Below are 13,121 nucleotides of genomic sequence, written 5' to 3'. Positions count from 1 at the left end.
ATGAAAACAACACTTGTCGATCTGACAAAACCTATCCAATACAATGCAGGAGATCCGTGGTTCATGCGGGTGAAAATTAAACATAAAGCCCATAGAAAATCACATTGGCTGATTCGTCTGGCATTGAGGCTTCCATCAAGGCTTTTTCCTAAAAACTGGATAGGCTGGGCAGATGACACTATCAAAAATATGGGACTTCATGCAACAACACATATTGATGCTCCCTGGCATTATGGCCCTGTAGTGGAAGGGAAGCCTGCCAAAACCATAGACCAGATTCCGTTGGAATGGTGCTATGGAGACGGAATTGTGATTGATTGTACGCATAAAGAAGATTTTGTTGCTATCACTGTTGAGGATTTGAAAAAAGATCTCTATAAAAACGGAATTACCATTCAGGAAGGAAATATTGTTCTGATCAGAACGGATCGTGACAAAATGATGGGAACTCCAGATTTTGTGGAAAAAGGCACCGGAATGAGTAAAGAAGCTACAGAATGGCTGATTGATCAGGGCGTAAAAGTAATGGGAATCGACCAATGGGGCTGGGATCTTCCTTTGAAATATATGGCTCAGAAAGCCAAAGAACTCAATGATCCTGAATTTTTCTGGGAAGGCCACCGCGTAGGCATCGAAAAAGAATATTTACACATCGAGCAGCTTACAAATCTGGGCGCACTACCTCCATCCGGATTTAAAATCTGTGTATTTCCCCTTAAAATTGTTGGCGGTTCTGCTGCTCCCGCCAGAGTAGTGGCGATGATAGAATAAGAAATAAAAGGACGAATTTGAATTTACAAATTCGTCCTTTACTTATGATCATCTTTGCTTTCTCAGATTAATTTTTCTTTCTGAAAAACAAAGCTCTGTTGTATTCAAAATTCATTCTGGCAATATTCAGGACAGAAATTCCTTGTGGACATTCTACTTCACAGGCTTCCGTATTGGAGCAGTGCCCGAATAATTCCGTATCCATTTGAGTCACCATATCCAGCACTCTCTTGCTACGTTCTTCTTTTCCCTGAGGAAGGAGTGCCATGTGAGTGATTTTTGCAGAGGTAAATAAAGCTGCACTTCCATTTTTACAAGTGGCAACACAGGCTCCACATCCGATACACGCAGCAGAATCAAAAGCTTCCTCAGCCGTCTGGTGAGTCACCGGAATGGTTGTAGCATCAGGAGCCTGGCCCGTATTTACAGATACAAAACCTCCTGAAGATATAATTCTGTCAAAAGCAGAACGGTCTACTTTTAAATCTTTCTTCACCGGAAATGCTTCAGCACGGAATGGCTCTATCAGAATCGTTTCCCCATCTTTAAAGGACCTTAAGTGAAGCTGGCAGGTGGTTGTATTTTTCAAAGGACCATGGGCAATACCATTAATCATCATCCCGCATTGTCCGCAGATGCCTTCACGACAGTCATGATCAAACTCAACAGGTTCATCACCCTCAATAATCAGTTTTTCATTTAAAGTGTCCAGCATTTCTAAGAAAGACATGTGAGAATTCAATCCTTTCAGGTCGTAACCTACCAGTTTTCCTTCACTTTTTCTGTCTTTCTGTCTCCATATCTTAAGATGTAAATCCATAATTTTCTGTTTTTATTTGTAACTTCTTACCGTTGGCTGAATTTCTTCAAAGATTAAAGGTTCCTTAATAATTTCAGGTTCACCATTTTCACCTTTCCATGCCCAGGCAGAAATAAATTGGTATTCCGCATCATTTCTCATAGCTTCTCCGTCCGGAGTCTGATATTCTTCTCTGAAATGAGCTCCACAGGATTCGTTACGGGTTAAGGCATCGTAGCACATCAGTTCTCCGATTTCGAAATAATCGGCTACACGGCCTGCTTTTTCCAGTTCGGTATTCATTTTATCTCCCTGTCCGGAAACCCTTACGTCTTTGTAAAATTCCTGTTTCAGTTTTCGGATTTCCTGAATGGCATATTTCAACCCTTCTTCATTTCTGGCCAGTCCGCAATAATCATAGAGGAGCTTTCCTAAAGTTTTGTGGAAATAATCAACGGTTTTGGTTCCTTTAATATTAATGAAATTGTTGATCTGATCTTTAACAGCCTTTTCAGCCTGTTCAAATTCAGGAGTATCCGGTGAAATTTTTCCGGTGTGAATTTCATCTGCCAGATAATTGGCAATCGTGTAAGGCGCAATGAAATATCCGTCTACAGACGCCTGTAAAAGAGAGTTGGCTCCTAATCTGTTGGCTCCGTGATCGGCAAAATTAGCTTCACCTAAAGCAAACAGTCCGGGAACAGTAGTCATCAGTTCATAATCTACCCAAAGTCCACCCATTGAAAAGTGGGCAGAAGGAGAGATCATCATAGGTTCTTTATACGCATCATATCCTGTTATTTTAAGATACATATCGAATAAGTTTCCATATTTTTCTTTAATCTTATCTTTTCCCTGTTCCTGTATTGCTTTGGAAAAATCAAGATATACTGCATTTTTCAAAGGCCCGATTCCGAAACCGGCATCAATTCTTTCCTTAGCAGCACGGGAAGAAATATCCCTTGGAGCAAGGTTTCCGAAAGCCGGATATCTTCTTTCAAGATAATAATCCCTTTCATTTTCCGGAATGTCATTGGGTTGTCTTGTTTCCCCTTCTTTTAATGGAACCCAGATTCGGCCGTCATTACGTAATGATTCAGACATTAAAGTCAGTTTGGACTGATAATCTCCGGATTGCGGAAGGGAAGTAGGGTGTACCTGAATCCAGCTTGGGGAAGCCATTAAAGCACCTTTTTTATGGGCTCTCCAGATGGCAGAACCGTTACATCCCATGGCAAGGGTTGACAGATAATAAATTTTTCCGTAACCTCCGGTTGCCAATATTACAGCGTGGGCGGCATGTCTTTCAATATCTCCTGTGTCTAAATTCCTTACGATAATTCCTCTGGCTTTCCCATCAACAGTAACCAGATCCAGCATTTCATGTCTTGAAAATAATTGCACGGAACCTTTTCCAACCTGTCGCATTAAAGCCTGATAAGCTCCCAGAAGAAGTTGCTGCCCCGTTTGTCCTCGCGCATAGAAAGTACGGCTTACCTGAACTCCTCCGAAGGATCGGTTGTTCAGATATCCGCCATATTCCCGCCCGAAAGGTACACCTTGTGCAACAGCCTGGTCGATGAGGTTCAAAGAACATTCTGCCATTCTGTAGACATTGGCTTCACGGGCTCTGAAGTCTCCTCCTTTTAAGGTATCTACAAACATTCTGTAGACACTATCACCATCATTTTTATAGTTTTTGGCGGCATTCACACCTCCCTGTGCTGCCACAGAGTGTGCTCTTCTCGGGCTGTCCTGAAAACAGAATGATTTGACATTATATCCCATTTCCCCTAAAGAAGCTGCGATTGAACTTCCCGCCAATCCTGTTCCTACAACAATCACATCCAGTTTTTTACGGTTGGCAGGGTTTACGAGTTTTGCTTTCTTTTTATAATTTTCCCATTTATGTTCCAATGGGCCTTGTGGTATTTTTGAATCTAAAATCATAATCGTTCCTTTTAATGATAAGTGAAGAATACATACACAGGCATCAATGCAAAACCTACACAGATAATGATTGAATACGCAATCCCGATAGTTTTGAACCATTGTACAAACTTAGGATGATATAATCCCAGAGTTCTTACAGCACTATGGATCCCATGAATCAGGTGATAGCATAAAGCGATCATTGATACAACATAAATGATAACGTACCACCATTCTTTAAAGACATTCACTACCAGAATGTAGAGGTCTTTATTTCCGTTTTCATCCAAAGGAGGATTTCCGAATTTATAGATATACCAGAAGTTCTGGAAATGGATCACCAGGAAAATCAGAATTAATGTTCCCAGGATTCCCATATTTCTGGAAGCCCACTTGCTAGCTCTTCCACGTCTGTCCGTTTGATAACCGCCTCCTGATTTTTTATTTTTTAAAGTAATCATCAGTCCGTCTACTGCGTGCAGAATAATACTGGCATATAAAACGTAAGAGACTATTTTGATAATGATATTTCCTGATAAAAAATGCGAATAAGCATTAAACTGCAGGTGCGCTTGTTCTTGTGGAAGAAAAAGCTGAAGATTTCCAAGGAAATGAATCAACAGGAAGAATCCCAAAAAGAGTCCTGTAAGGCACATCAGCATTTTTCTTGACAGTGTTGATAACATATTTTTGATTTATTGGTTAATAATATCCTAAGACTTTCATCCACAATCCTCCTACAACCATATAAATGATCAATAGAACGATTCCAATTTCAAGACCTCTGAGCCACCAGACTTTCAGGTCAACATATCCGCTTCCGAAGAATACCGGTGCCGGACCGTGGCCGTAATGAGTAAGTACCCCGTAAATTGAACCCATGAAACCAAGCATCATTGCCAGCAGCATTGGTGGGATTCCTAAAGAAACACCGACACCCAGCAAGGCAGCATACATGGCCGCTACGTGAGCAGTAGCACTGGCAAAAATATAGTGACTGAAGAAATATACTACAATAATAACCGGGAAAGCTACCTGCCAGCTCAAACCTCCAATCTGTACTTTGATAAGATTACTGAACCATCCAATGAAACCTAATTCATTTAAAGAACTTGCCATCATCACCAGTACAGCGAACCAAACGATCGTATCCCAAGCTCCTTTTTCACCTTTTACATCTTCCCAGGTTAATACTGAGGTTAGTAGTAATAATGTTAATCCGATAAAGGCTGTAGTAGTAGCATCAATAGAGAGTGCTCCTCCAAATATCCAAAGGGCTAACAGAATGAAGAATGCCAGCAGCATCAGCCATTCATTTCTTGAGATAGGCCCCATTTCTTTTAATTTCTGAGCTGCCATTTTCGGAGCATCCCCTGTTTTTTTCAATTCTGGTGGATATAATTTATACAATACCAAAGGAACGATAAAGAATGCTACTGCACCCGGAATAAAACCTGCTGCTGCCCATGACATCCAGGTAATATCAATACCAAGGTTAGCGGCAAATTTCTGACACATCGGGTTACTGGCTGTCCCGGTAAGAAACATAGAGGAAGCGATCAGGTTCATGTAATAACTGTTCAAAGTCAGGAATGACCCTAGCTTTCTATGGGTTTCTGGCTTTTCAGGAACAGAATCAAAGCTTATGGCCATAGACTTCATGATCGGGTAGATAATTCCACCTCCTCTTGCAGTGTTACTAGGAATAGCAGGAGCAAGACAAACATCGGCAAGTCCTAATCCGTAAGCCAATCCCAGTGAGCTTTTCCCAAAAACTCGAATGAATAAAAAGGCGATACGATTTCCTAATCCTGTTTTGATAAATCCTCTGGCAATAAAGAATGAAATCCCGATCAGCCAGATTACTTTATCTCCAAAACCGGAAAGCGCTTTGGTAATAGATTTCCCCGCATCTCCCGGAGCAACTACCTGCGTAAGGGCTGTAAATCCAATGGCCATCATACACATTGTTCCCATTGGAGCAGCTTTTAGAATAATTCCTAAAATGGTTGCCGCAAAGATGGCAAACAGATGCCAGGCATTCTCTGCAACACCTTCCGGAGCAGGAATGAACCATATGATCAACGCAACAACAAATGTGATCGCTACGTTTTTAATATTAATTTCTTTCATGATACTAACTATTTAATCGTTTAAAACCTACTCTGTACCTGTACAATGAATAGATTATTGTTGTATTGTGATGTGTTTTCCACCTGATGTTTGTAGCGGTCAAACTGTACTCCCAGCTGAATTCTTGCTCCATAATTTTTTAGGAATTCCAATCCGACCATCGGAGTGATTGTTTGTCTTGGGTTGGAAGCCATTCTGAAATTGGTATCAAGGTATTCGTAACGGCAGGATAATTCGAAGGCGCTGAGATTTTTGTGGTTGATCTCATATCTTAGATTCGGAAGAAAATAAGCACCGCGGATAAGATATTGGTCAGGATTATCAGGACGTAATTCAGGTGCAATGGAGTTGTATAGAACGTGATTGGTTGCCTGTTTGGCTTCCAGCTGCATATCAAGGCTCCATTTTGGATCAAACTGGATCAGTGAACTTAGATCTACGCCCAGCGCATATACTTTTTTGCTGAAAACTTCTCCGGTACCTCCATTCAGACCTACATTGAAGTGGTATTTTTTTGATAATCCGAAAACCAGACGGGTAGAATACTGTTTTCCGTTGTCATTATCATTGATCTGGTTTTTTCCATTTCCATTCACTACTGAAACAGCATATTGGAAAGGAATTTCTCCCAGTTGAAGTTGCCCTGTAGCAGACATCCCGATCTGGAAGCTTGTCCAGCCCAGTTTTCCGAATTCTGTGTATTGATTGGACCAGTCTAAAGACTTGATAATATCAATAGGATAGGTCTCTTCGATACCGAACCAAGGTCTGAACTGTCCTACAGTAATTGCTAATTTGGGATTGAAAGTATACTTCAGGTAAGCATTTTCAAGAACTCTGCTTTTGGGATCATTTTTAAAATCGGCAAGGTTGGCCAAAACAACAACTTCCGTACGTTTACTGATCTGTGCCCGAACCTGAACCCTCATGTATTTGAGCATGAAATTATTATCAGTTCCGGAACCGTCGGTGTGATGAAGTCCGTTAACATCTACATCTTTACTCATTCCTACAAGGTAACGTGCCTGAAAAAGGCCTTTGATCTGCAGTTGCGGATATTTTACATTGTCTTCTTCCTGTGGAGGAGGTGTGGTCTTCAGAGAATCCTGATTTTGTGCATAAGCTGATAACCCACAGGCCAGCATACACAGGATCAGGCTTTTCTTTTTAATCGAAAAAAAGGCCATATCTATTTTTGTTTTTTTATTGTGAACTCTATTTTACCACAACTGCTTACTTATCCCCTCAAATTTTTGATTTTTAGTATTTCGTCTAATCATAATGGGGCATACTTAGTTCAATATCTACTAAGCACGAGTATTTTTTGTGGTTAAAATCTATTTTAATCCTAAGAACGTGAACGGTGCAGACTCTTTAAATTCTGCATTGGATTTTCCGTTATAAGTGCGGTTATTGCTGAGGTCAAGTTTCATCACTTTTCCTTTAGGGCTTAGATCAAAATCTTTAAGATCTACCCAAAAAGTGTTGGGAGTGAAAACCGTTTCAAAATAATACACCAGGTTTTTCTGATCCGAAACAGAACGCCATCTTGTTGACGAAATATTAGGTTCTGTTGCAGAAGTGATTCCATAAGGAACAGAACAGTTTCTGATCACACTGAAAACACTGGCTACTGCTGTGCGGGTATCTGCAGTCTGAGGAATCGCATTAATATAATAAGAAGCTCTTACAAAGCGGTCTGCAGCACGGTTTGTTCCCGGAAGCATAACCGTTCCCGGAATGCCCTTCCAGTAGTTGTTAAGAGCAAGCTGCTCTTCAAAAACCGGAGAGTTGGTCATTACCGTATAAGATGGATCATGATGAATAACCAATTTTCCGTCAATATATTCAAAAACAGCATTGTCTCCTGAAGCATCGGAAATGGAAAGGTGAACCGTTGTAAATCTTTCTGTTCCAGGAATATAATCACTTACAATAACGAAAGGTTCTTTTCGGGAGAATTCTACGGCCTCTTTTACTGTAGCAAAATTATCAAGATAATATTGTGCCCATAATGAAATGGCAATTCCCTTTTTACTTCCTTTTCCATCGAATTTTGGGTATTGGGATTCTCCTAGCCAGAGCAGGTTAGCTACCAGTCCCTTTTCATTCATTCCGTCTGCTGAAGCAATATCCCATGAAGAGCTGATGAGGCTGCCGTATTTGGCGGTCCATTTTACAGATTTTGGGCCTACAAGTCCGTTGCGGTCTATTCCTTTCGGGAGAACCCATAAGTTAGCGGGGATTTCGTCACGCCAGTCCATAGAACGAGCTGTAATAACAGTATTCTGGGGGCCTTTGTAAACTACCCTTGTACAGGCTTCTGAAGGATTCCATAATCCTATAGAGAGGATCAGAGAAAATAAAATTAATGGGAACTTTTTCATAATAGTATTATTTGAATTTAAATTTTATATAGAATTCATTGAGAATAATTCAATGGATTTTTATCATATTCATTATTTGGTGATATAAATTTAGCAAAATTTGTTTAAATAAAACAATTATTAAGGTTAATAATATGTAATCCATGTTATGAATCATGATTAAAGAGTGCATAACCTGATTATTGGATTTTTTTTCGTATATTTTAGATATTTGACATGAAAAAGGGGGAAAAATGAAGAATGTTTGAATGTGTTTTTGATTCTTTTTTTGCTGTAAATTTCTCATAAATACTTGGTGGAGCAGACTTTAAATTTAGATACCACAAAGAAGAAAGCTGTTTGAAAAAACAGTATATTTGATATATAGACTGAAAAGATATATGAATTTTATAGAGTGCCATGAAGAACCTATCCATATTCCGGGTTCTATTCAGAGTTTTGGTTATTTGATTGGCATTGATGCAGAATCCCATACCATTACTTTTTTTAGTAGGAATATTGCGGATTTATTTAAAGTCGGAAGTTCAAAAGAGCTGTTCGGAAGAAAAATTACTGACTTTCCTGAAAGTTTTCAGAGCATTATTGATTCAGAAATCTATATGTCACTGGACAAGTTTACCAGACGTAAAAATGAAACCTATTTCGATAAAATTTTTATCAATGATAAAGAGTATCATTTTTCTGTTTTCAGAAGTGAACTTTATATCTTTCTGGAGTTTGAAGAAGTAATCATTAATCCCAATAAACGGATCTCCAATAAATATGATAACTTTTACATCATTGATAATGAAAAGGAACTCTGGAATCATCTTCTTGAAACGCTTTCGAAGGTGATCAACTATGATCGGATGATGGTCTATAAATTCATGATGGATGGTTCCGGAAAAGTAATTGCCGAAAAGAAGAATGAAAACATGGAAAGTTTCCTTGGGCTTCATTACCCGGAGTCTGATATTCCAAAACAGGCAAGGGATCTTTATCTTAAAAAAAGAAAAAGAATCTTCAGCAATGTGTATGCGGATACCGTTCCTATTTTAAGCAAAAGCGCAGAGAGCATTGATCTCACTTTTTCAGCATCAAGAGGGATGTCACCGGTCCACGGGCAGTATCTTAAAAATTCGGGAGCAGCTTCAAGCTTCAGTGTTTCCATTATTATCGATGACCATCTTTGGGGATTGGTTACCTGCCAGAATGTGGAACCCAAACATATTGATCTTGAAGACAGGGTGCAGGCCGGAATTTTTACAACACTTGCTGCCAATGCTTATTCATCTTTTAAATCAAAAAGCGAACTGAATTACCGTTTGGAGCTGAATGAGAAAATATCTCAGCTGAAAACGGAATTTTTGAAACATAATCATCTCTTTGATTCTCTTATTGAATGTAAAAAAGAGATCAGAAATTTACCTGAAGCAGACGGACTTGCTATTATTTCGGATGAAAATATAATTACAGACGGCAGCACACCTGATGTTGAAACATTAGGAAGAATTGCAGAATGGGCTCTTGGGAATACTGATGAGCGTATCTACGTGAGCAGAAGCTTTCTTAAAGATCACGGTAAAGAACTTGAATTGACGGATAATGCGGCAGGAATTACCATCTATTTTATTGAAAGAGATAAGAATGAAATGCTGATCTGGTTCAGAAAAGAGTTTGATGAACATATCAACTGGGCTGGAAATCCGGAGAAAAAAATAGAAGTGTTTTCTCAGAATGGAGAGGAAAAACATATGATATCACCAAGAACTTCATTCCGGATTTTCACAGAAAATATCAAAGGGTATTCTAAAAGATGGAATTCCAGAAATGTAAGTGCTGTACAGGCTGTAAGGGATTTGATTTTAGAAACTTCCCATAAAAATTACAACGCTATCAAAAGGCTTAATGATGAGCTTAAAAAAGTAAATGAAGAACTTGACAGTTTTTCTTACACCATCTCACATGACCTTGGTACTCCTCTGACCGTAATGAAACTAAATGCACAGATGCTGTTGGGAAATCTTGCTGCTGATGCTGAAAAAAGTAAAACCAAGATCAATTCAATTATTGAGGAAATCGACAATATGGCGGAAATGATGCATGATGTGTTGCAGCTCAGCCGAGCCAAACACAGCGAAATACAGCTTGAAAGCCTGAAAACAGCTCATACAATTGAGAAAATTTCCGAAAATGCCAAGATGACCTATGGTAGCCCGAACAGTGAAATTATCATTAAAGAATGTCCTGATGTACTGGCTGATAAAACCATGCTTCATCAGGTATTTCTGAATATCATCAACAATGCTGTAAAATATTCTTCCCATAAAGAGCTTCCGAAAGTGGAAATTGAAGGGGCAGAGGACGGGCAGACCATTATTTACAGAATCTCAGACAACGGTATCGGTATCCCTGTGGAAGAGAAGCATAAAATGTTTAAAATCTTCAACCGGATGGATAATGCCAAAAAGTTTAAAGGAAACGGAGTAGGACTGTCTATAGTACACCGCATCATGAAAAGATTAGGAGGAGATGTAGATTTTGAAAGTAATAGTGAAGGGACTTCCTTTATTTTAACGTTCAAAAAGCCTTATATTTGAGAAACTTTTAAAACGTACTTATGGTATCAGAATATCTAAAACAGAATACAGCAGAGTATCACGGTGCAGCGGAAAAACTTTTTAATTCTGAAAAGATTTTCAACAAAACTTTCACTTTAGAAGACTATAAAAAAATCATTCATACCAATTACCTGATGCTTCTTCACAGCGAAGATAAAATATTCAGAAGCCTTTTTGATAAGTATGCAGAAAGACTTCAGCTTGATGCGAGAAAGAAGCTTTCACTTATTGAAAAAGACCTGCAAAGTCTTTCCCTGAAAAATCAGGAAGTTTCTTATCCCCTAGAGTTCAATAACGAACATGAAGCACTTGGAGCGATGTATGTGATTGAAGGTTCTACGCTTGGTGGAAATGTAATTGCAAAGCAACTTTCCAAAACGGAGGGTTTTGATGAGGTAACTTTCAACTTTTTCGGATGCTATCAGGAAAATACGGGGCCAATGTGGAAAAACTTCAAGGAAGTTCTGGATACAGAAATCGCGGAAGAAAACTATAGTGAAGTGCTTTCCGGGGCGAAAAAACTATATATGTTTTTACTGAACGTTAACTAATTTATTTTAATTCTAATTAAATTCCTGAAAAATTGCTCAATTTTTCAGGAATTGTTAAATTTGGGGAGTTTCAAATTTAAACTTAACTAACAAAAAATAATTTTTAAAAAGTAACAATATGAAAGTAACTGTAGTAGGTGCAGGCGCTGTAGGAGCAAGCTGTGCAGAATACATCGCAATGAAGAACTTCTGTTCAGAAGTAGTTTTGGTAGACATTAAAGAAGGGTTTGCTGAAGGGAAAGCAATGGATTTGATGCAGACAGCATCTCTTAACGGATTTGATACGAAAATTACGGGTACAACAGGAGATTATAGCAAAACTGCAGGTTCTCATGTAGCAGTAATCACTTCAGGGATTCCAAGAAAACCTGGAATGACAAGAGAAGAATTGATCGGTATCAATGCTGGTATCGTGAAAGAAGTTACTGAAAACTTAGTAAAACATTCTCCGGAAGTAATCATCATCGTGGTTTCTAACCCAATGGATACTATGGCTTACCTTGTTCACAAAACTTCAGGTCTTCCTAAGCACAAAATCATCGGAATGGGTGGTGCTTTAGACTCTGCAAGATTCAAATACAGATTAGCTGAAGCATTAGAAGCTCCAATTTCTGATGTTGACGGAATGGTAATCGCTGCTCACAGTGATACAGGTATGCTTCCATTATTGAGCAAAGCGACAAGAAACGGTGTTCCTGTAACTGAATTCTTAAGTGATGAACAACAGAAATATGTCATCGAAGAAACTAAAGTAGGAGGAGCTACACTTACGAAATTATTAGGAACTTCAGCTTGGTATGCTCCAGGTGCAGCAGTTTCTGTAATGGTTCAGGCGATTGCATGTGACCAGAAGAAAATGATCCCTTGTTCTTTAATGCTTGAAGGAGAATACGGACAAAACGATATCTGTCTTGGTGTTCCTGCTATTATCGGAGCAAACGGAGTAGAATCAATTGTAAACGTAACTTTGACTGCTGAAGAGCAATTGAAATTCGCTGAAGCTGCTAATGCAGTAAGAGAAGTGAATGGAGATCTTAAATTTTAATAAGTACCTGCTTTAAGCACGAATTAAAATAATAAACCCCGGCTGTTTCTTTGAAACAGCCGGGGTTGTTTTTATGAACATTTGAATGGTGGAAAGGTTTCGGCGCGGCCTCCGGCCGCGCCGAAACCCCTGATTACAAAAATAAATCTGTTATCGCTTCTAGTTTACGTAAGGCGTTTAACAACCTTAAAATTCCTACGCTCGCGTCAGCGTCAGACTACTGTTGCTGTCAACTTACCTTAGGTATTGGTTATATGTCAGAAAATTATATTTTGAGAAGGGTTTTCCATAATGAAAATTATGATACGCTGTTCTTAGGAATTCTTACCAGAAGGATAATGACCCAGATTTGAAGAATGGTCTGTACTATACTGATGATTCCCAGTACAGGATTGACGAACAGATTTTTCAGAATAGAAGAAAATCCAAAAAGACCTAATATAAAAGTCACTATGAGAACGTATTTTGCCACTTCATTCCCTTTGCCTATCAGGTAGCCCATTCCAAAAATAAAAGCTAAAGTCGCTATCCCGACAAAAATAGATAATCCGGAATTGAAAGGATCATAAGTCCAGATAAATCCTGCAATGCCTAATGCCCCACACAAATACATAATATTAGAAGCTTTAGTGTGGTTGGGGTGTATTGTTATTTCCTGTTTTTTGCCAAGATCCACCGTTCTGGAAGCAATGAGTGCTGATTCCTCATCAGTAAATTTTCTTCCTCTTGACTGCAATATTTCATAGGCATATTGTACTGCCTGTGGAACAAATTTACTATTAGGGTTAATGTATTTTTCAAGTTCCTGACTGGACATTTTTGCCAGCACATTTTTTTTAGTATCCATTATGGTAATTAGGTTTCTGCGAAATTAATGAAATTAATGAAATGATGGAGTAAAGA

General features: G+C 38.9%; 11 protein-coding genes. 4 read left to right on the top strand and 7 right to left on the bottom strand.

Going from position 1 to position 13,121, the window contains the following annotated elements; genetic code table 11:
- Nucleotides 1-771, top strand: a complete 771-nt coding sequence (locus DEU39_RS11495) for a cyclase family protein (protein ID WP_120232011.1) — start codon at nt 1-3, stop codon at nt 769-771.
- Between the two features lie 67 nt (nt 772-838).
- On the opposite strand, the gene DEU39_RS11490 is transcribed toward DEU39_RS11495, so the two are convergent.
- From DEU39_RS11490 to DEU39_RS11465, 6 genes are all read right to left on the bottom strand, one after another.
- Nucleotides 839-1,591 (bottom strand): succinate dehydrogenase/fumarate reductase iron-sulfur subunit, encoded by a 753-nt coding sequence (locus DEU39_RS11490; RefSeq protein ID WP_120232010.1) that lies wholly within the window; start codon nt 1,589-1,591, stop codon nt 839-841.
- Nucleotides 1,592-1,603: 12 nt separating this feature from the next.
- Nucleotides 1,604-3,520 (bottom strand): fumarate reductase/succinate dehydrogenase flavoprotein subunit, encoded by a 1,917-nt coding sequence (locus tag DEU39_RS11485; protein ID WP_062674165.1) that lies wholly within the window; start codon nt 3,518-3,520, stop codon nt 1,604-1,606.
- Nucleotides 3,521-3,531: 11 nt separating this feature from the next.
- On the bottom strand, nt 3,532-4,188 hold the full coding sequence (locus DEU39_RS11480) for a succinate dehydrogenase cytochrome b subunit (RefSeq protein WP_062674167.1): 657 nt from the start codon (nt 4,186-4,188) through the stop codon (nt 3,532-3,534).
- 16 nt (nt 4,189-4,204) lie between these two features.
- Nucleotides 4,205-5,635: an anion permease gene (locus DEU39_RS11475; protein ID WP_062674169.1), complete on the bottom strand. Its 1,431-nt coding sequence runs from the start codon at nt 5,633-5,635 to the stop codon at nt 4,205-4,207.
- 20 nt (nt 5,636-5,655) lie between these two features.
- Nucleotides 5,656-6,822: a porin gene (locus DEU39_RS11470; RefSeq protein WP_062674171.1), complete on the bottom strand. Its 1,167-nt coding sequence runs from the start codon at nt 6,820-6,822 to the stop codon at nt 5,656-5,658.
- A 150-nt stretch (nt 6,823-6,972) separates the two neighbouring features.
- Complete coding sequence (locus tag DEU39_RS11465; protein ID WP_062674173.1) at nt 6,973-8,022, bottom strand: linear amide C-N hydrolase; 1,050 nt, start codon at nt 8,020-8,022, stop codon at nt 6,973-6,975.
- 380 nt (nt 8,023-8,402) lie between these two features.
- Here DEU39_RS11465 and DEU39_RS11460 point away from each other — a divergent pair, with 380 nt between their 5' ends.
- The 3 genes from DEU39_RS11460 (at nt 8,403) to DEU39_RS11450 (ending at nt 12,218) form a co-directional block, all read left to right on the top strand.
- Nucleotides 8,403-10,601 (top strand): ATP-binding protein, encoded by a 2,199-nt coding sequence (locus DEU39_RS11460; RefSeq protein ID WP_120232009.1) that lies wholly within the window; start codon nt 8,403-8,405, stop codon nt 10,599-10,601.
- Between the two features lie 20 nt (nt 10,602-10,621).
- On the top strand, nt 10,622-11,173 hold the full coding sequence (locus DEU39_RS11455) for a biliverdin-producing heme oxygenase (protein ID WP_120232008.1): 552 nt from the start codon (nt 10,622-10,624) through the stop codon (nt 11,171-11,173).
- 118 nt (nt 11,174-11,291) lie between these two features.
- Nucleotides 11,292-12,218, top strand: coding sequence for a malate dehydrogenase (locus DEU39_RS11450; protein WP_034699354.1), 927 nt, complete (start codon nt 11,292-11,294; stop codon nt 12,216-12,218).
- Between the two features lie 298 nt (nt 12,219-12,516).
- Here the strand turns inward: DEU39_RS11450 and DEU39_RS11445 are convergent, their stop codons facing one another.
- Nucleotides 12,517-13,065, bottom strand: coding sequence for a hypothetical protein (locus tag DEU39_RS11445; protein WP_120232007.1), 549 nt, complete (start codon nt 13,063-13,065; stop codon nt 12,517-12,519).
- Nucleotides 13,066-13,121 lie beyond the last annotated feature (56 nt).

It is taken from the genome of Chryseobacterium sp. AG363, from assembly GCF_003610675.1.
In the GTDB taxonomy this organism is placed as follows: domain Bacteria; phylum Bacteroidota; class Bacteroidia; order Flavobacteriales; family Weeksellaceae; genus Chryseobacterium; species Chryseobacterium cucumeris.
The sequence above is the reverse complement of the archived record's forward strand: the minus strand, read 5'-3'. Positions and strand labels throughout refer to the sequence as shown.